Origin of the sequence: Sedimentitalea xiamensis (assembly GCF_030164465.1) — a bacterium.
Lineage (GTDB): Bacteria > Pseudomonadota > Alphaproteobacteria > Rhodobacterales > Rhodobacteraceae > Sedimentitalea > Sedimentitalea xiamensis.
The window spans coordinates 75202-94825 of sequence record NZ_JASNJE010000001.1; the positions used below are offsets into that span (position 1 = coordinate 75202).

Consider the following 19624-nt stretch of genomic DNA (forward strand, 5'->3'; position numbering starts at 1 on the left):
CGTTGACCGCCCGTCCCGGCGACCGCGTCGGGCAAGCCATTCTTCTGTCGCTCACGGCGCTGGCCCTGTTCGATTTCATGGGGCTGATCATCAAGCACCTTTCGCCACGTTACGGGGCGGCGGAGCTGTCCGCCTATCGCAACGTCTTTGGCATCATTCCGGCCCTGATCGCGCTCTGGTCATCCGGACTCTGGCATTCGGGGGGCCGCAACCTGCGGCTCCGGCAGTGGAAAATCGCCATGTCCCGCGGGGCCTATGTCGCGCTTGCGCAGTTCCTGTTCTACTATTCGCTCGGCACGATGGCCTTTGCCACCGCGACCACCATCACCTATTCCAACGCGGTCTTCATGACGGCGCTCGCCGTTCCGATTCTCGGCGAAAAAGTGGGGGCCTTGCGGTGGAGCGCCGTGATCATGGGGTTCGTCGGCGTTCTCATGGTCGTCGGCCCGACGCGGGACAGCTTTGACTGGGTCGCCATCGCGCCGCTTGGCGCCGCTTTTCTCTACGCGCTCGCCGGAGTCTCCGCCCGGCTGTTCGACCCCGACGTTCCGAGCCCCCTGGTCAACCTGTATTCCGTAATCGTGGCGACGGTCGGCTCGGTCGGGCTTGCCCTTTTCGCCGGCGGGTTCTCCCCGATCCGGTCGGCGGCCGACCTGGTCATGATCGTCGCCATGGGCGGTTTCGGCGGCTCCGCCGTCCTGTGCCTCGTGGTGTCCTACCGGATGACCGAACAAAGCAACCTCGCGCCATTCAGCTACTTCGGCATCCCGATGGCATTCCTGTTCGGCTGGGTCTTTTTCGGCGAAGCCCCATTTGGCGACCTGTTTCCCGGCGCGATCCTGATCGTGGCCGGCGGGTTGCTGGTGATCTGGCGCGAAAGGCGTATCGCGCGGCGCTGATCAGACGACCACGGGTTGCCGCTGCTGCTGGCCGACCCCGAACACGCGCTTGTAGCGTTCGATCTCGTCCGGCGGTCCCATCGCCTTTTCCGGATTGTCCGACAGCTTGACTGTCGGTCGTCCATTGGCCGACACCGCCTTGCAGACCAGCGAGAAGGGCGCCAGCGCATCGTCGGGAACAAGCGACCTGAAATCGTTTGTCAAAAGCGTTCCCCAGCCAAAGGAAACGTTCACGCGGCCATCGAACTGCCTGTGCAGTTCGATGATCTTGTCCACGTCCAGCCCGTCGGAAAAGATGACGCGTTTTCGGGTCGGGTCCTCGCCGCGCGCACGCCACCAGTCGATGGCGATTGCGGCCCCCCTGGCCGGGTCGCCGCTGTCGATCCTGATCCCGGTCCAGCTTGCCAGCCAGTCCGGAGCGTTTTCCAGAAATCCCTTGGAGCCGTAGGTATCCGGCAGGATAATGTGCAGGTTGCCTTCGTGCTCGTCGTGCCAGTCCGACAGCACATCATAAGGCGCACGGGCCAGTTCCGCGTCGGATTTCGCCAGCGCCGCATAGACCATCGGCAATTCATGGGCGTTGGTCCCGATCGCCTCCACCTCGCGCCGCATGGCGATCAGGCAGTTGGACGTGCCGGTGAAGCTGTCGCCCAGCCCCTCGCGCATCGCCTGCACGCACCAGTCCTGCCAGAGAAACGAATGCCGCCTCCGGGTGCCGAAATCGGCAATGCTGAGCGTTTCCAGCGCCCGCAGCCGTTCGATCTTTTCCCAGACCCGCGTCATCGCCCGCGCATAGAGCACCTGCAATTCGAACCGGCCCATCCGGTTCAGCACCGCCCGTCCGCGCAGTTCCATCAGAACCGCGAGCGCCGGGATCTCCCAGAGCATCACTTCGGGCCAGCTGCCCTCGAACGTCAGTTCATACTGGTCGCCGCGCCGCTCCAGGTGGTAGGGCGGCAAGCGAAGCGCCTCGAACCATTCCATGAAATCCGGGCGGAACATCTGCCGTTTGCCATAAAACGTGTTGCCCCGCAGCCAGGTGCTTTCCCCCCGGCTCAGGCTGAGCGACCGGATATGATCCAGCTGTTCGCGCAGTTCACCCTCGTCGATCAGATCCGCCAACGGAATTTGGGTGGACCGGTTGATCAGCGAAAATGTGACCTGCGTATCCGGCTTGTTGCGGAACACCGACTGGCACATCAGCAGCTTGTAGAAATCGGTATCGATCAGCGACCTGACGATGGGATCGATCTTCCACTTGTGGTTATAGACGCGGGTCGCGATATCCAAGGCCGTCTCCTCCGGTTTGCCCCGTTAGATCAAGAGGCACGGGCTATGTCCAGAAGGCCCGGTCAGTCCAGCAGCCGAACGCCGGAGGACGTCATCTCGGCCACGGCGTCGGTCAGCGACCCGTCGAGATCGATCGCCCGGCAGGCCGCCAGATCGACCGTGACGGCAAATCCCAGTTTCGCCGCATCGACAGCGGAATAGCGGACACAGAAGTCCGTCGCCAGCCCGACCAGCGTCAGATCCGAAATCCCGCGTGTCCTCAGATACCCGTCGAGTCCGGTCGCGGTCGTCCGGTCGTTTTCGAAAAACGCGGAATAGCTGTCGATGTCCGGACGGAACCCCTTGCGCAGGATAAGGTCGCCATCAGCGCGCAGCCCGCGATGAAACGCCGCCCCGTCCGTTCCTTGAACGCAATGATCCGGCCACAGCACCTGTGGGCCGTAGGGCATGTCGATCATGTCATAGGGCGACGCGCCGGCGTGGCTGGACGCAAAGGACGAATGCCCCGCCGGATGCCAGTCCTGCGTCAGGATGACCGCGTCGAACCGATCCATCATGCCGTTGATGACCGGCACGACCGCGTCACCACCCGGAACCGCCAGCGCCCCGCCGGGACAGAAATCGTTCTGGACATCGATGACGATCAGGGCGTGGGTCATGCTTTGCTCTCCTGTCATGGCAAGGCATGGTTAGGCACCCTGCCGCATCGCGTCAATGCGGACCCTTGCACGGTCAGGGCCGCGCGTCTAAATCGGCGCGCATGTATGTCATCGCCGCACTCTATCATTTCACCCGGTTCTCCGATCCAGCCGCGCTGAAACCGGACCTTCTGGCCCTGTGCCTCGATCAGCAGGTCAAAGGCACCTTGCTGCTCGCCCCCGAAGGCATCAACGGCACGATCGCCGGGCCGCGCGCCGGCGTCGATCGCGTGCTCGATCATATCCGGGGACTGCCCGGCTGCCGTGACCTGGAATGGAAGGAAGCGGCCAGCGCAGAGCCGCCGTTCGGCAAGATGAAAGTCCGCCTCAAGAAAGAGATCGTGACCATGGGTCAGGCGGATGTCGACCCCCGCGCCCGCGTCGGCCACTATGTCGAAGCCGCCGCCTGGAACGACCTGATCCGCAGTCCGGACGTGGCCGTGATCGACACCCGGAACGATTACGAGGTGGCGATCGGCAGTTTCGAAGGCGCAATCGACCCGAAAACCCGGTCCTTCGGGGAATTCCCCGCCTGGTGGCAGGCCAACAAGCACCTGTTTCACAACAAGCGCATCGCGATGTTCTGCACCGGCGGTATCCGGTGCGAGAAATCGACCAACTATCTCCTTGGGCAGGGCGTTGATGACGTGTTCCATCTGAAGGGCGGCATTCTGAAATATCTCGAGGACGTGCCTGCGGACGAAAGCGCCTGGCGCGGGGAATGTTTCGTCTTTGACAACCGTGTCAGCGTCGGTCACGGGCTGGAGATCGGCCCGCATGACCTGTGCCACGGGTGCCGACGTCCGATTCTGCCGGAAGACAAGAAGCGCCCGGAGTTCGAAGCGGGGGTGTCCTGCCACCATTGCATTGACGAAACCGCCGAAACCGACAAGGTCCGGTTCCGTGAGCGGCAAAAACAGATGCGGTTGTCCAAGACCCGTAAGGAACGGAAAACCGGCTGACCGTCCGTCTCGGCGGCGGCTCAGGCCGCGACGGCGCGAGGACGGCGCGGTCTCGTGCGCATCAGAAGCATCAGCATGATCCCGATGTTCAGGCCGTTCCAGACGATCCCGTTGAGAAAAGCCATCCTGTAGCTGCCGGTCAGATCAAAGATCCAGCCGGACATCCAGCCGCCCAGCGCCATGCCCAGAATGGTCATCATCAGGACGAAACCGACCCGTGCCCCCGCCTCTTTCGCCGGCATGTATTCCCGCACGATCAAGGCATAACTGGGAACGATCCCGCCTTGGGACAGGCCGAAAATCGCACTGACGATGTAAAGCGACGCCATGCCATCGTAAGGCAGGTATAAAAACAGGGCGATGCATTGCAGCACCGACCCGATGAGCAGGGTCAGAACCCCGCCGAGACGATCCGCCGCAAGGCCGGAAATCACCCGGCTGACAACCCCGCCGAGCAGCATCAGGGACAGCATTTCCGCGCCCGCCGCCGGTCCATAGCCCAGTCCGACGCAATAGGCGACGATATGGACCTGCGGCATCGACATCGCGACACAACATGCGATTCCGGCCAGTCCCAGAATGTATTGCAGGGTGCGAGGCGAAAACCCCGCGGTTTGCGCGCGAAAGGAAGAGGCCGCTTCGGCAGCCGAATGCGCCTCGATCGGCACGCGCCGCCGCAACAGGAAGGACAACGGGATGAGGGCCGCCAGCGTGATCAGCGCCAGCGTGAGATAGACCTGCCGCCAGCCACCGTCGGCGAGCATCCCCGCGAGCAGGGTCGGCCATATCGCGCCGGACAGGTAGTTGCCGCTGGCGACCAGGGCCACCGCGATCCCGCGGCGTCGCAAGAACCAATGGGAAATGTCGGCGATCAGGGGACCGAACCCGACCGCGGTTCCCAACCCCAGGACCAGATGCGCCGCCGACAGCGTGAGTATGGATGGCGACAGAACGGACAGAAGATACCCCGCCGCGATCCCGAAGGCCGCGCCGGTCAGCGCAACGACGACTCCGAACCGGTCGACGACACGCCCGATCAGCAAGTTGCCGGCCGCGAACCCGATCATCGTCATGGTATATGGAAGCGACGCTTCCGCCCGCCCGATCCCGAACTCCGCCTCGACGGCCGGCATGATGACGATGATCGCCCACATGCCCACATTCGCAACGGTCGCGATCACGAGAGTTACGATCAATCGCATCCACGAATAGCGGCTGTCATGTATTTCGTCACCGGTCATGGCGCCACGCTAGGCTTGAGCGGTGCGTTTGCAAAGCCGCAAAACGCCTGAGCGGATCGGCTCGGACTGGTCTGCTGCGGGCCGTCCCCTCCCCTCCAAGCGCTCCAGGATTGCGTCGCGGAGGCAGCATCGCCCGTCGTGGACCGCAAGACCCCAAAGCCGCGCTCTTCCGGCGAAGCGATCGCCGATTTCCGGTTCTGGCCCCGGCAAATGCCGCGAGGCCCTGGACCCGTCGAAACCCGCGAGGTCCGATGGCCTACCTGACAACGAACTCGGCGTGGAGAGCGCCGGCGGCCTTCAGGCTCTTGAGGATATCGATCATGTCGCGCGGCGATACTCCCAGCGCGTTCAATCCGGCAACGACTTCGGACAGGGACGTGCTTTCCGGGACTTCCGCCAGCGACACGCCCTCGTCCTCTTCGATGGATGCCCCGGTCCGGGGAACGACGACCGTTTGACCGTCCGAGAACGGGTTTGGCTGGACGACTGCCGGGGTTTCCTCGATTCTCAGGGTCAGGTTTCCTTGCGATACGGCGACGCGGGACAGTCTTACATCGTCGCCCATGACAATCGTTCCGGACCGCTGGTCGATCACGACACGCGCCTTGCGCTGCGGTTCCACAAGAATGTTTTCTATGCGCCCGATGGCATGCGCGGTCGATGCGGATTGCGTCGCCGCGATGTTCAGTTCGATCGTTCCGGAGTCGCGCATGACCGCCACGGCACGGCGGTACTCTCCGTTGATTGCTCTTTCGATTCTTCCCGCCGTGGTGAAATCCGGTTCTCGAAGAGCCAGTCGCATCGTCGTCAGCGTCGCGAGATCGAATTCGATCTCCCGTTCCACGCGGGCTCCTGAGGGGATGATGCCCGACGTCGGCACGCCTTGCGTCACAGAGGCCGCTTCGCCTTGCGCGACGACGCCGCCGGCCAGGATCGTTCCCTGGGCGACCGCGTATATCTGCCCGTCCGCCGCGTTCAGAGGCGTCATCACCAGGGTCCCGCCCAGCAAGCTGTCTGAGTCACCGATCGCGGAGACCGTGACATCGATCTGGCTGCCGACCCGCGCGAACGGCGGAAGGCTGGCGGTCACGATGACCGCCGCGACGTTCTTCGGACGAAGCTGCTCTCCGTTGACGTTGACGCCCAGCCTTTCCAGGATGTTCTGCATGATCTCTTCGGTGAAAGGCGAGTTTCGCAAACCGTCTCCGGTGCCATTCAGTCCGACGACCAGCCCATAGCCGACCAGATCGTTCCCCCGGACCCCGTCGAATTCGACCAGGTCTTTCAGTCGGATCGCCCCGGCCTGCGCAGCCATCGGCAGCATGAGGCAAAGCAAGAGTGTCCTGAGCATGATCACCTCATGAAATTCAGCAGGGAAAGCTGCGAAGACCGCACCGTCACGGTATAGAGCGTTTCCAGTTGGAACTGGGCCTCTTCCAGCTTCGTGGCGGTCTCGAACGGATCGGCCTGAAGCAGCGTGTTTCTTGCGTATTCGAGGCCCGTGCGGGCCGTCGCGTTGCGGATGCCGGCCTCTTCGATGCGGGCTTCGGCGAAACCGAGGTCCGCCCGGATCCCCGTCAGTTGATCCTGGCTGCCCAGCAGACCGGCGCCCGCGGAACGGAACAGTTCGGTCTGCGTCGCCTTGTCCAGCCCGACCGCCGGGTCGCCCGCCAGAGCGGCGATCGCCATATTGCTCATCATGGCGCGGAACGCCGGGTCGTCCGCCTTCAGGCTGAGAGCGACTTCCTGACCCGAACCGATCTGAATAGGCGCCAGGGTGTCATCCGAACCCGCATACATGACCGCCTTGAAACCGGCGGGATCCGCAAACCAGTCCTTGACCGCGGCTTCCACAGCCGCTGCCGATCCAAGTCCGGCCACAAGGGTCTTCAGTTCCGACATCATGACATCCGCCGATGCCAGAGGTTGCCGATCGGTCGCGGTCCCCGCAAACAGGCTGCGGCCGCCTGCCGATCCATTCAGGGCCGAAATGGCCGATTCAAGATCGCTCATGGCTTGCGTGCCGATATTCCGGCTCACCGGATGCAGGCCGGACGGCGTGTTCGCCAGCAGCGCATTGCTCAGCGACGCCGACAGGTCTTGCAGCCGCTCCAGGCCCAGCTGCGACGCGTTGGTGAAGAATGCCGCTTCGCTTGCGGCGACCGAATAGCCGTCAAGACGCGCAAGGTTGCGTTCGATGTCGGAGAGGTATGAAAAATCGCCCCCCAACCGCGAAGACACGTCGCCGACCTGTCCGGTACCGAGTTCTTGCGACAGGTTGGAAATCGTCTGCTTTAACTCGACGCTGCGGTGCCGGAGCATCAGGGACTGGGCCAGATCGCCGATGGATGTCATGTTCATGTCTCAGAGCCTCAGCAAGGTGTTCATCATTTCATCGACCGCTTCGATCATCCGCGCATTGGCGGCATAGGCCTGCTCGATGATCATCAGGTTCTGCAGTTCGGCGTCCGTATCGACGCCTTGCGCCAGTTCCATTCGCGTCAGTTCGGTCTTGCTCGCGGTGGCGAAACTCAGAGCCTGGTCCGCGAAATGGCTATGTTGCGCGGCGCGGGACATCAGGCGCGAACTCAGTCCGGCGGCGGAGGTCCCGCCCGTGCCGAAAACCGATGTGGCCGGAACTCTCGTTTCGCTCAGGATGCCCGAGAACGCCTGCAACAGGCGGGCTTCGCCGGGCATGCCGGGCGAGGCCGCGCCCAGGCCTGCCCGAAGCCGCCAGCTTTCCCCTCCCTGCGCGGGATCGACAACACTGTTCAGACCGAGCCGTCCGGCAAGACCGACTTCCAGCAAGGGATCGAAAGCCGCGCCGTCGTCGGTGAACAGGCCGGGAGATCCCGGTGCCACGGTCGGATCCAGCGACGCGGTTTCGAAACGTTCGATCAGATCGCGCGCAACGGCGTCGAGGTCGGCCTGCGCCGAGACAGCGAGCGAATCGCGAATTTCGAAGTTCGCCGCCAGGGTGCCTCCGGCGATCGCCCTTGCGCTGGCAGGAATCCCATTTATCTGAAGCCCGGACAATCCTCCGTTCCCGATCGTCATGTCGGGCGTCACGCCATTGGCCTTGGAAAACGCGATCGTCGCAGGCTGTCCGTCCAGCAGGATCGCCCCGCCGTCCGTATAGAGCGCGATCTGCCCATGGTCCCGGTCGGCCTGATTGATCGGAACGATCTCGTTGATCTGGTCGACCATGGCCTGGCGTTGGTCCAGCAGACTTGCCGTATCGCTACCGGAAGACAGGGCGGCGGTGATCCGGAGATTGAGCTTCTGCACGTTCTGCAAAGCCTGGTTCAGGCGCTCGACCTGCAAGCTGATGGACGAATCCGCCTGTGATCGCATCTGGGCAAGGCCGCTGGCAGCCGTGTTTATCGCGTCCGAAAGCGCTGTGGCGGCGTGGACGACGCCGTCCAGGCGCTGGGTGGAATCCGGATTGCTGGCCGCCGTGATCAGGCTCGATTCGAATTCCGCCAGATGCACGCCGATCGATTGGGAATCCGTCGGCGCCCCCACGAGGGATTCGAAACGCGCATGAAAATCGGCAAGAAGCTTCGCGTTGGCGTATTCCGAATCCGCGCTGCGCCGCTCCGAAACCAGAACCGGGTCGGAATGCCGGTGCACGCCCACGATCTTGACACCCGGACCGGTGTCCGTCGAACTCGTCACCTCCAGCGTGCGCCGCGAATATCCCGGCGTCATGACGTTGGCGATGTTGTCCGAAACGACCCCGGACGCCCGGCCAGCGGCCGTCAGTCCGGACATCGCGCTGCTGAGTGCCGAAGATAGGCTCATGAATGCATCTCCTGAGTGGAAAACCCGGCCGACCGCTTTCTAGGTGGATCAGCGCTTGATGTTCGTGGTTTCCTGCAACATCTCGTCGACGGTCTGGATGACCTTCGCGTTCGAGGAATAGGCGCGCTGAGTCCGGATCATCGACGTCAGTTCACTTGCGACGTCGGTCGAGGATTCCTCGCGAGCGTAGGACACCACTTCACCCGTCGGACCATCCCCCGCGTTCCACATGAAAAACGACCCGCTTTCCGGCGATGGCATGTAGGTCTGATTGTCCAGGGCGATCATCCCGTTGGGATTGGGCAGATCGACCAGGGGAATCTGGAAGATGGTGCGCGTGGCTCCGTTGTCGAAAAAGGCGCGCACCATACCGTTGGCGTCCACTTCGACGCTCGTCATGGTGCCGACCGGAAAACCGTCCTTCTCGATAGAGATGGGGGCGAAGGTGTCGGAAAGCTGCGACAGCCCGCCTTCCAGCCCCGGTCCACCGATGGAGATTTCGATCGGCCCGCCGGCGACGTTGGCGATCAGGCTGCCGGTCGCGGGATCATATGCTCCGCCCGAGACGGTCGACACCGACGCCAGCGTCCCGCCGGCGCCGCGGGTGTCGTCAAAGGTCATCACGTATTCGCCGACGATCGCATTGCCGGACGCGCCGTCCCGCAGAACCATCGTCCACTCATTCGACGTTCCGGAAGCCGGAACGGTTGGCGTCATTTGCATCGACAGGTTCTGGGACATTCCGGTATTGTCGAAATATTCGATCGAAACAGACTGCATGTCCCCGCCCGAGGTCGACTTCGTGTCCGTCGCGGGGAGGTTCAGGCTGACAGCGATCGATGTCGTCGGTTCCGCCGTGACCCTGTTCACCTTGAGCTGCACCGGCGCAAGCCCGTCGGAGGTGTCGCGCGGGTAGCTTGGGATCGTGCCGTCGGCGAGCGCCGGCCAGCCGAGCAGAACCAGACCGGATTCGCTGGTCAGATACCCGTCCTTGTCGGTGCGGAAGGACCCTGTCGTGGACAGCATCATCGTTTGTCCGCCATCGCCGCTGACGACGTCGGAATAGGCGGCGACCGGCAACATGCCCCGTCCGCGAACCGCCAGGTCCGTCGCGTTGGAGGTGGAGACGAGCGGGCCGCGTTCGTCAATCAGGCGTTGTGACGTCGCCCTGACGCCACCGGCGGAATAGGACCCGCCCGACCCGGAAATCACCATCGAGTGAAAATCCGTCTCGACGCGTTTGTATCCGTAGGTGGAAGAGTTCGCGATATTGTCGGAAATCGACGCCAATCGCGTGGAGTTTGCGGACAGACCGGAAATTCCCGCGTTGAGCGAGGAGGAAATCGTCATGGACACGCCTTTCTGCTGCATCAGTCAATCTTGACGCAACAGCTAGCGCACGCGGACTTAACATCGCGCTAACGGCTAAAATCGCCCCTATCTCATCGTTTCGAGCGCAGGAGAATGATCTCGATCCGGTTGTTCCGATTCGCCATCGGGTCGCGCACCACCGGTTTCCTGTCCGCATGACCGGTCACGCGCTGAAGCCGTTTCGATTCGATTCCAGCCGCTTCCAGAAGGCTTCGGGTGCGGTCGGCCCGTGCCGTCGACAGTTCCCATACCGGATTGCTGGCTAGGACGACCGGATGGGCGCGGATATGGCCTTCGACGGCCATGTCGTTCGTCACCAGGCGCGACACCCGTGAAACCATCCCGATCAGATCGCGGAACATCGGCGTCGGATTGTTGGTGCCTTCCTCGAACAGCGGCGCGCCATCCAGCGCGAAGAGTTCGATGATCAGCCCTTCGTCGGTAACACGGGTCACGATATGCTTCAACGCATCTTCTGATACCATGCTCTCGCCGCTTCGCGCCGAAAGCGCTTCCTCGACCAGATCGAACTGCGCCTTGTCGTCCGCGTCCAGACCGGTCTTGTCCGATCCGATCTCGCCCGGAGTCTTGAACTTGTTGTCCGGAAACTTCTGCGACGCGCCGGTGCCGTCTTCCAGCAACTCCGCCTCCGAGAACATGTTTGTCCCCCCGAACGCACCGTCGCCGCCCCCGGACACCCGACTGATCGGGACGGATGGCGCGAAGTAGTCGGCCAGACCCTTGCGTTGCTTTTCAGTCGTCGCGTTCAAAAGCCACATCAACATGAAAAACGCCATCATCGCCGTCACGAAGTCCGCATAAGCGACCTTCCAGGCACCACCGTGGTGTCCACCCGCGACTACAACCTTTTTCCGTTTGATGATGACCGGCGCGACATTTGTCGACGCTCTCATCTCCACCACCTTTTCTCACCCGCAACCGGGATAGCAGCCGAGACATTAAGACAGAGCTAACAGGTAAAGTTGTCCGGGAATTGCCACCCGTCCGCGTCAGACCTTGTCATCCCACAGGACGTCGCCGAACTGCTCGCGCAGCTTGTTCTTGAGCACCTTGCCGGTGCCGCCGATCGGCAGAGCATCCACGAAAATGACCTTGTCGGGAACCTGCCAGCGGGCCACCTTGCCGTCATACCCCCGCAGGATATCCTGTTCCGAAAGCCTGACGCCCGGTTGCGGCACCACGATCAGGACCGGTCGTTCGTCCCATTTCCGGTGTCGCGCGGCGATGGCGGCGGCATTCGCGACACCGTCCTGGGCGATCGCGATATCCTCCAGTTCCACGGTTGAGATCCATTCGCCGCCGGTCTTGATGATGTCCTTGGACCGGTCGCGAATGATCATATAGCCATCCGGGTCGATGGTCGCGACATCGCCGGTGTCGAACCAGCCATCCCCGGTCGTGGCGGAACTGTCGGCCCGGAAATACGTGTCCACCACCCAGTATCCGCGCACTTGCAGATCGCCCTGTGTCTTGCCGTCCTCGGGCAGCACCCGGCCCGCGTCGTCCACGATCCGCAGTTCGACGCCGTAAAGCGGGCGACCCTGCCCCTTGCGGAGCTCCGCCTTTTGCGCATCGCTCAGTCCGGCATGTTTCTGCAGCAGCTGGTTCATTGTTCCGAGAGGGCTGGTTTCCGTCATGCCCCACCCATGGATCAGTTCGACGCCATACCTGTCCCGGAAGGCGGGGATCATCGAAGACGGCAAGGCCGAGCCGCCGACGATGGAGCGTTTCAGGCTGTCGATCCTGCTGCCGGTATTTTCCAGCGCCTCCAGCAGTCCCATCCAGATCGTCGGCACGCCCATGGCCAGCGTCACCCGTTCTTCGTCGATCAGCCGCACGAGGCTTTCACCATCCAGATGCGGACCCGGAAGGACGAATTTCGCCCCCACCGCCGCGGCCACATAGGGAACGCCCCAGGCGTTGGCATGAAACATCGGAACAACCGCCAGAACCGTGTCCTTCGCGGACAAGGCGATACCGTCGGGCTGGTTTGCGCCCAGCGTGTGAAGCACCGTGCTGCGGTGGGAATACAGAACCCCCTTTGGATGGCCCGTCGTTCCAGACGTGTAGCACAGGCTGGACGGCAGGTTCTCTTCGATCTCGGGCCACCGGAAATCATCGGATTCGGCAGCCAGAAGGTCGTCGTAGAACAGCAGGCCGGGGATCATCCCTTCCGCGGCGGCGTCCCCGGGACCCATCAGGATCACATGCTTCACCGTCTCCAGTTCGCCCAGCAACGGGGCCACCACGGGCAGAAAGGTCGCGTCCAGGAACAGCGCCTGGTCCTGCGCGTGGTTGATGATGTAGACCAGTTGTTCGGAAAACAGACGCGGATTGATCGTGTGGCAGACGAATCCGGCACCCGCGATGCCGAAATAGATCTCCAGATGGCGGCGGTTGTTCCAGGCGATGGTCGCGCACCGGTCGCCCTGTTTGATCCCGAGCCGCGACAGGGCTGCCGCGAGCTTTCGCGCGTTGGCTTCGATTCCGGCCCAATCGGTCCGCGACACGGGGGCTCCGGTTTCGACGGAAACGATTTCGGTCGCCCCATGATAGCGTGCGGCATGCGCGATCAGCGAACTGATCGTCAGGGGTTTGTCCATCATCTTGCCAAGCATGCGTGTCGTCTCCTCACCATTGCGGAGCAGGCACATGCGCCGCCCTTGCGCCAGCATGACCCGGCAGCGGCCCGGCGCGCAATTCCAATCGGACGGAGTGCGAACCGATTTTCGAACGAACCTCACAAGGTCCGATTCGTCGGCGCTGTAGACCATTCCGGCCGGTGAGACCACGGACTCCCGCACCCATGCTGAAACACCGTCCAAATGAAGTAATGCGGTCGGTCAGCGCGGTCGCGCTGGCGCACCTTCCGGGCAAGTGGCGATTCCGGCACGGTGTTTTTCCATTGAACAAATGGCTTGCATGTTTCGCGCCACCGCGACGCCGATCACGAGCGGGTCCGCGAAACACTAGCGTTTGACGCACTGTCTCCACCATGAGTAGAGTTAATCATTGATTAATACATTCCATGGCGTCGGCGTGCAGGCCGACAAGGAGCAACGCAATGGCGAACATTTTCCTTCCCGGTCAGCCCGTGTCGTTTTCCAAGGAAGAACAGGTCTGGCCCCCGGCCTCCGACGCGACGGGAGATTCCGACAAGTCGGCGGTTCTGAAAGTCAAGGTCATCGGGGCGGGCCGCCTGCCGCACGCGCGTGGCGGGGATGCCAAGGCGACCGCGTTCGAAGTGCCAAATGTCCGGCCCACGGATATCGTGGAAATCGAACTGAAGGACGGCCTCAAGATCTGGCAGTCGGTCGAAAGCACCGAAACCGATTTTCAGGGCGCCGAAAGCCGGTCCGGCGCCGATCAGGCCCTGCTCGTGCCGCGGCAACTGGCCTTCAAGGGCCAGGGCGCCGACAGCCGCGGGCTCGTCAGCCATGTCGTGCGCGCCATCCGCGTTCTGCGCGGCGATCCGGTGCAGACCGCGGGCAAGCTGAGCGCGGTGGCGCTGGCGCGAAAGATCGAGAACACCATAGATCCCGGCTTTCGCAAATGCGAACGACTGGTCAAGGATGGCGAAGGCACGATCAGGCTCTCGCCGGTCAAGACTGGCGACGTTCCCGCCGACCAGAAGATCCTGGTCTTTCTGCACGGCACGTTTTCCAGCACCGAAGGCAGCTTTGGCGATCTGGCGCTCGCACCCTATGGCGAGGTCTGGCAGAAACTCGAAGCCGCCCATCCCGGCGGCATCTATGCCTTGCAGCACAAGTCCGTGACGGAAAGCCCGGTCCGGAACGCCATCGACCTCGTTGAAGCGCTGCCCAAGGGTGCCTCTGTCAGCCTGATGTCCCATTCCCGCGGCGGCATGATCGCGGAACTCGTCAGCCGCGCGGCGCGAAAGGACGTGGCCGAAGCCGGCGCGATCGACGACATGGATATCGAGATATTTCAAAAGCTGAAAGACCGCGCGGCGCAATTGAACGAATTGAAGAAGCTGCGCGAGGTGCTGGACGAAAAACAGCTTCGGGTCGACCGGGTGGTGCGGGTGGCGGGTCCGATCGCGGGCACGACGCTCGCGTCCGAACGCCTGGACAGATACCTGTCGATCGCGCTGAACGTCTTTGAACTGATCCCGGTTCTCAAGCGGACCGGCGCCGCCGATCTGATGAAGGCGTTCCTGATGGCGCTGATCCGCACCAAGGCCGATCCGGCATCCTTGCCGGGGCTGGAGGCGATGATGCCCACAAGCCCCCTGACGCGGATGCTGAACCGCGAAGACGTCCGATACGGCAACGGGCTCTGGGTGATCGGTGGCGACACGCAGGGCGCCGGCGTGTTGCAGCGCCTGGGCGTACTGGCGGCCGATCTGTTCTTTCGGGCGGACCACGATTTCGTCGTCGATACCGCGTCGATGACCCGGGGCGCGGCGCGGGACCGGCAGGCCAAGCCGTTCCTGTTCAAGGGCCCGGAAGTGTCCCATTTCAGCTATTTCCACGAACCCGCCTCGCAGCGCGAGATCGTCGGCGCGGCGATCCAGGACGACACCAGCTTTGTGTTCCTGCCGGCGTCGCGCGGCGTTGCCTCCGGTGAGATTCCGGAATCCGAGAAATTCCCGGACCTGGCGTCGCGCGCCGGCAACAACGATCCGGTCTGCTTCGTCCTGCCCGGCGTGATGGGCAGCCATCTGTCGCAGGCCGGCGACTGGATCTGGACCAATCCGCTGAAAATTCCGTTCGGCGGGCTGGACAGGCTGCGCATCGAACAGCCGAAGGTGACGTCGAGCGGGTCGCTCAAGACCCACTACTGGGATCTCGCGCGATACCTGTCCCGGACCCACAAGGTCATCCCGTTCGACTACGACTGGCGTCTGTCCATCCTCGAACAGGGTCACAGCAATGTCGTGCGAAAGCTGGGCAACCTGGTCGAAGCCGAACTGAAACGCACCGGATCCACCAACCAGCCGATCCGGTTCATGGCCCATTCCATGGGCGGTCTGCTCGTCCGGGCGCTGTTTCAGACGCGGCCGGATCTCTGGGCGCGGGTCAAGCAACGGCCCGGCAGCCGGTTCGTCATGCTGGGCACGCCCAACGGCGGCGCGTTCTCCATGATGCGCACGCTGCTGGGCCGGGACAGCGCCATCCGCAAGCTGGAAATGGTGGACATCAAGCACGACCTGCCCGCCCTACTGTCGATTGTCGCCGGCATGCACGGCGCCCTGCAATTGCTGCCCAGCGACGAGGATGGGCGCTATCTCAGCGACCAGTTCTGGGATCAGCTGCACAGCCTGCACGGTGAAGACTGGGTCAAACCGACACGCGAAGCGCTGGAAATCGCGCGGAAAGGCCACCGGGCGCTGGCCGAACACGAACTGGACCCGGAGCTGACCTGCTACGTGGCCGGGTTCGGCGCCAGCAATACGCCGTCCTCGGTGCAACTCGACCCGGCCGCCGAAGGTGCTGACCGGATCAAGTTCTTCGCGACGCCGCAGGGCGATGGCACCGTGACCTGGAAGACCGGGATTCCGAAGAATATCCCGACCTGGTATCTCGATGCGATCCACGGCGATCTGCCACGAACCGAAAGCGCGTTTCCCGCCTATCTGGAACTTCTGCGGACCGGCACGACGGAAAAGCTCACCCGGCAACCGCTTTTCCTGAGCCGCGCGGATGGCGAAGCCGAAACCGAAGTCGTGGATACGCCGATCGAGATCTATCCGGATACGGACGAGATCCTGGACGATTTCCTCGGGTCCTCGTCGGTCAGCCAGGCGCCCTTGAAGAAGGAACAGAAACCGGTCCATGTCTCGCTGCTGCACGGCAATCTCCGCTTTGCCAGCTATCCGCTCGCGGTCGGCCATTACATCGATGCGCCGATGATGGGCGCGGAAGAGGCGCTGGACGAAAGCCTTGACCGGGAACTGTCCAAGGTGCGCGATCTCGGACTCTATCCCGGTGAAATCGAAACCTGCGAGGTCATCCTGCGCGAAGACCAGTCCCCGAAAGGGGCGGTCGTCATCGGGCTCGGCACGCTGGGCACGTTGTCGCCCGGCGGGCTTAAGGACAGCTTCAGGCAGGCCGTGCTGCGATACTGTCTGATCGTGCGCGAGCGCCGCAAGGAAAAGCTCGTCGCCGGATCGGACGAGGATCCGATCGAGCTATCGACGCTGCTGATCGGTCATCAGGGCACGAACATGTCGATCCAGCAAAGCGTCGAGGCCATCCTGCAGGCCGTCAGCGAGGCCAACCGGATTCTCGGGGACGGTCCGCGCATCGGACATCTCCAGTTCGTCGAACTTTATGACGACACGGCGCATGAAGCGGCGAGCGCCCTTGACAACGTGCGGTCGCTTGGCCGGGTCGGCAGGATCTTCGAATTCGACGGGCAGGTCCGCAAGATCCAGGATGCGCGGGTGCGCACCTACCTCGGCCGGCAGACCGACTGGTGGCGCCGCATCACCGTGACGCAGGCCGATGCGGAATCAAACACGTTGAAATACGTGGCGGTCAGCGGAACCGCGAAATCCGAACATACCGGGACGGTCATCCAGCCCAGGGTGTTCCAGGACCTGCTGAACCAGAGAGACACCGGAACCGCGACGAACCGGGAAGTGGGCAAGCTGCTGTTCGAACTGTTGGTCCCGAGCCAGCTCAAGACCTTCGCCCGCGAGAACCAGAACATCACGCTGGAACTGGACGAACACACCGCCGTCTACCCCTGGGAACTGATGGAGGACGATTTCAGAACCTACGAGTTCGTCGGCGCCCGCCGGACCGCAGAAGACGACGACGAGGCCGGTGAAGAAAACAAGCCGATGGTGATCCGCGCCCCGGTGATCCGGAAATTGATCACCAGCGGTCCGCGTATTCCGCGGGCCAGCGGAACACGGGCGCTCGTCGTCGGAGATCCAAAAAGCAATCTCTCGCCGCTGGACGGGGCGCGGCGCGAGGCGCTTGGCGTGGCGCAGTTGCTCAAGGAAAACAACTGGACCGTCGAGGATATCATCCGGCCGGAAAACGGTTTTGACATCATCAAGTCGATCATGCTGCGCCCGTCCCGACTGATCCACCTGGCCGGGCATGGGGTCTATGGTAGCGGCGCCCATGAACAGACCGGCATGGTGCTTGGGGAAGGACTCTACCTGACGGTCGCTGAAATCGAACAGATGCGGTATGTGCCCGAACTTGTCTTCCTGAATTGCTGTCACCTGGGGCATTCGGGCAGAAACGTGAGCGAAATCGCCGCCAGCCTGTCGGTCGCCTTCATCAAGCGGGGCGTGCGGGCGGTTATCGCCGCCGGTTGGGAAGTCGATGACAAGGCGGCCATGCTCTTTGCCGAAACCTTCTACACCGCGATGTTGGATGGCGTGCGGTTCGGCCGGGCGATCCATCTCGCCCGCCGCCGCGTGTTTGAAGAACATCCGGACAAGAACACCTGGGGCGCCTATCAGTGCTATGGCGATCCCAGCTACAAGTTCGACGAGACCGCGGATGACTCGGCCCATGAAACCGACGAGATAAAGTATTATTCCGTCTATCAGGCGTTGCGGGCGGCGCAGAATATCGCCGAATCCGCCGCGTCGGCGCGGGAAAAGCGCGCCTTGCTGATGGCACGTCTGGAAGCCATCGAAGAAAGCTCCCGGCCGTCCTGGTATGCCGCAAGCGACTGGTGTCACGCCATGGGCCGCGCCTATGCGCGGCTCGATGCATTCGACCGCGCGATCTCCTATTTCGAGAAATCGATCGACTACCCGGACGCCTGCGGATCGTTCGACGCCTTCGAAATGCGCGAGGATCTGCGGGTGCAACAGGCCACCCGCGCATGGCTGTCCAGCGCGCCCGGCGACGACCGCAAGGCCGCGGCCGATGTGCTGGTTGATGTCGTTCAGAAGGCCCTGGAATGTTATGACAGGCTGGATCAACTCACCGAGGGCAGGAAAACCACGCACCGGGAATGCCTGAAAGGCACCGCGCTGAAGCGGCTGATGCAGACCAAGCCCGAAGGATCGCGCAAGACCGCGCTGAAAAACATGACGGATCAGTACAAGTCGGCGATGGAAATGGCCTTCCAGAGTGATCCGGACCGGATTCACCTTGATGCCGGTATCAACTGGCTTGTCGGTGTCATGCTGTCGGATGTGGCCCTGCGCGGGCAGGACGGAAAATCGTCCGCGACGGAAAGCTCCGGTGTTTCGGTGGACGTCTGGCTGGATAGAATATTTGCCGAAAGCGTGTTTCAGGACAGGGCCGAACCCTGTTTCAAGCACGGCATCGTCCAGGCACAGACCGAAGTTCTGCGCGGATTGAACGACGCCAGTCACGCGACGGACCAGTCGTTGTCGCACATCCTGTCCACGATCGACAAGATATGGCGGCGCGGCGGTTCGTTCCAGCAGGCGCAGTCGCTGCGGGATCAGATCACCTTCATCAAGATGATGATGGGGCAGATCGATCCCCAAAGATCGGAATGGCTGAACAGGATCGAACGCCACGTGTGCGAGTTGACCGAGGGTTTCGGAATATAGGCGCTTGCGTTCCGCCCGGCGGAACGCGACCATTGTTCCTGGTCGGCTCGGGCGCAAGATCCGGGCGGCCGATCCCTGCCCCAAGAGACAGCCCGCGTGACCCGATACAAAGCCATCATATTCGACCTGGACGGCACGCTGGTGCACAGCGCGCCCGACCTGCACAGCGCCGCGAACGCGGCATTGACCGCATCGGGCCGCAAAACGCTCGATCTCGCGACGATCACGTCTTTCATCGGCAACGGAGTCGAGAAACTGGTCGAACGCTGTCTGCGGGCGACGGGGCCGTATTCGCAGGCCCTGCACGGGACCGCGATGACGGCGTTCATGGACAGCTACGACGCCAACATGACGACGCTGACACGGCCCTATCCGGGGGTTCCGGATTGCCTGACGCGGCTGAAGGACAATGCGGTTCCGCTCGGGATCTGCACCAACAAGCCCACCGAACCGGCCCGCAAGGTCTGCGACGGGCTGGACCTGTCCCGGTTCTTCACCGTGATCATCGGCGCGGAACGGGATCAGGCCCGAAAACCCGACCCGCAGCCGCTGCTGCGCTGCGCCGCCGAACTTCGGGCAGACCCGCGGGACATTCTTTATGTCGGCGACAGCGGCGTCGATCATGCCACGGCGCAGAATGCCGGCGTCGCCTTCCGGCTGTTTTCCGGCGGGTACCTGAAATCCCCGATCCCCGATCTGCGGGCGGATCAGATATTCGAACGCTGGTCCGAGAGCGGCCTGCGGACGGATCAGGCCGGTTTTGTAACCGTGGCCGCACATTAGCGCTTTGGGTTCTTCCCGTTCTGCTCTAGTTTCG

At 62.9% G+C, this 19624-nt stretch carries 13 protein-coding genes; 4 read left to right on the forward strand and 9 right to left on the reverse strand.

The window, feature by feature from the left end; all coding sequences use genetic code 11:
• Window positions 1–2: 2 nt before the first annotated feature.
• Complete coding sequence (locus QO034_RS00315; protein WP_284483497.1) at window positions 3–899, forward strand: DMT family transporter; 897 nt, start codon at window positions 3–5, stop codon at window positions 897–899.
• On the opposite strand, the gene pncB is transcribed toward QO034_RS00315, so the two are convergent.
• Together pncB and pncA are read right to left on the reverse strand one after the other, a co-directional pair.
• Window positions 900–2189 carry a nicotinate phosphoribosyltransferase gene (gene pncB, locus QO034_RS00320; RefSeq protein ID WP_284483498.1) on the reverse strand — a complete coding sequence of 430 codons (1290 nt, stop codon included), beginning with the start codon at window positions 2187–2189 and terminating at the stop codon, window positions 900–902.
• A 62-nt stretch (window positions 2190–2251) separates the two neighbouring features.
• On the reverse strand, window positions 2252–2848 hold the full coding sequence (pncA, locus tag QO034_RS00325; RefSeq protein ID WP_284483499.1) for a bifunctional nicotinamidase/pyrazinamidase: 597 nt from the start codon (window positions 2846–2848) through the stop codon (window positions 2252–2254).
• 101 nt (window positions 2849–2949) lie between these two features.
• Between pncA and trhO the strand changes: the two genes are divergently transcribed.
• On the forward strand, window positions 2950–3849 hold the full coding sequence (gene trhO, locus QO034_RS00330; RefSeq protein WP_284483500.1) for an oxygen-dependent tRNA uridine(34) hydroxylase TrhO: 900 nt from the start codon (window positions 2950–2952) through the stop codon (window positions 3847–3849).
• A gap of 20 nt (window positions 3850–3869) precedes the next feature.
• Here the strand turns inward: trhO and QO034_RS00335 are convergent, their stop codons facing one another.
• The 7 genes from QO034_RS00335 to QO034_RS00365 all read right to left on the reverse strand — a co-directional run bounded on the left by QO034_RS00335 (window position 3870) and on the right by QO034_RS00365 (window position 12904).
• Window positions 3870–5090 carry an MFS transporter gene (locus QO034_RS00335; RefSeq protein ID WP_284483501.1) on the reverse strand — a complete coding sequence of 407 codons (1221 nt, stop codon included), beginning with the start codon at window positions 5088–5090 and terminating at the stop codon, window positions 3870–3872.
• 256 nt (window positions 5091–5346) lie between these two features.
• The gene (locus tag QO034_RS00340) at window positions 5347–6441 is read right to left on the reverse strand and encodes a flagellar basal body P-ring protein FlgI (protein ID WP_284483502.1); all 1095 of its coding nucleotides are present in this window, start codon (window positions 6439–6441) and stop codon (window positions 5347–5349) included.
• Between the two features lie 2 nt (window positions 6442–6443).
• Window positions 6444–7451 carry a flagellin gene (locus QO034_RS00345; protein ID WP_284483503.1) on the reverse strand — a complete coding sequence of 336 codons (1008 nt, stop codon included), beginning with the start codon at window positions 7449–7451 and terminating at the stop codon, window positions 6444–6446.
• Window positions 7452–7454: 3 nt separating this feature from the next.
• The gene (flgK, locus tag QO034_RS00350; protein ID WP_284483504.1) at window positions 7455–8894 is read right to left on the reverse strand and encodes a flagellar hook-associated protein FlgK; all 1440 of its coding nucleotides are present in this window, start codon (window positions 8892–8894) and stop codon (window positions 7455–7457) included.
• Window positions 8895–8942: 48 nt separating this feature from the next.
• Window positions 8943–10265: a flagellar hook protein FlgE gene (locus QO034_RS00355; RefSeq protein WP_284483505.1), complete on the reverse strand. Its 1323-nt coding sequence runs from the start codon at window positions 10263–10265 to the stop codon at window positions 8943–8945.
• A 71-nt stretch (window positions 10266–10336) separates the two neighbouring features.
• Window positions 10337–11179, reverse strand: coding sequence for a flagellar motor protein MotB (locus QO034_RS00360; RefSeq protein WP_284483506.1), 843 nt, complete (start codon window positions 11177–11179; stop codon window positions 10337–10339).
• 96 nt (window positions 11180–11275) lie between these two features.
• Window positions 11276–12904, reverse strand: coding sequence for a long-chain-fatty-acid--CoA ligase (locus QO034_RS00365; RefSeq protein ID WP_284483507.1), 1629 nt, complete (start codon window positions 12902–12904; stop codon window positions 11276–11278).
• A gap of 446 nt (window positions 12905–13350) precedes the next feature.
• Between QO034_RS00365 and QO034_RS00370 the strand changes: the two genes are divergently transcribed.
• Window positions 13351–18807 (forward strand): CHAT domain-containing protein, encoded by a 5457-nt coding sequence (locus QO034_RS00370; RefSeq protein ID WP_284483508.1) that lies wholly within the window; start codon window positions 13351–13353, stop codon window positions 18805–18807.
• Window positions 18808–18903: 96 nt separating this feature from the next.
• Entirely contained in the window at window positions 18904–19590 is a 687-nt protein-coding gene (gene gph, locus QO034_RS00375) for a phosphoglycolate phosphatase (protein ID WP_284483509.1), read from the forward strand.
• Window positions 19591–19624: the final 34 nt, after the last annotated feature.

What these genes read in the sequence shown, in the direction of transcription:
- QO034_RS00360 (WP_284483506.1), bottom strand. Translation starts at nt 11,179, where the DNA reads ATGAGAGCGTCGACAAATGTCGCGCCGGTCATCATCAAACGGAAAAAG.
- flgK (WP_284483504.1), bottom strand. Translation starts at nt 8,894, where the DNA reads ATGAGCCTATCTTCGGCACTCAGCAGCGCGATGTCCGGACTGACGGCC.
- QO034_RS00355 (WP_284483505.1), bottom strand. Translation starts at nt 10,265, where the DNA reads ATGCAGCAGAAAGGCGTGTCCATGACGATTTCCTCCTCGCTCAACGCG.
- QO034_RS00335 (WP_284483501.1), bottom strand. Translation starts at nt 5,090, where the DNA reads ATGACCGGTGACGAAATACATGACAGCCGCTATTCGTGGATGCGATTG.
- QO034_RS00370 (WP_284483508.1), top strand. Translation starts at nt 13,351, where the DNA reads ATGGCGAACATTTTCCTTCCCGGTCAGCCCGTGTCGTTTTCCAAGGAA.
- QO034_RS00345 (WP_284483503.1), bottom strand. Translation starts at nt 7,451, where the DNA reads ATGAACATGACATCCATCGGCGATCTGGCCCAGTCCCTGATGCTCCGG.
- QO034_RS00365 (WP_284483507.1), bottom strand. Translation starts at nt 12,904, where the DNA reads ATGCTTGGCAAGATGATGGACAAACCCCTGACGATCAGTTCGCTGATC.
- QO034_RS00340 (WP_284483502.1), bottom strand. Translation starts at nt 6,441, where the DNA reads ATGCTCAGGACACTCTTGCTTTGCCTCATGCTGCCGATGGCTGCGCAG.
- pncA (WP_284483499.1), bottom strand. Translation starts at nt 2,848, where the DNA reads ATGACCCACGCCCTGATCGTCATCGATGTCCAGAACGATTTCTGTCCC.
- trhO (WP_284483500.1), top strand. Translation starts at nt 2,950, where the DNA reads ATGTATGTCATCGCCGCACTCTATCATTTCACCCGGTTCTCCGATCCA.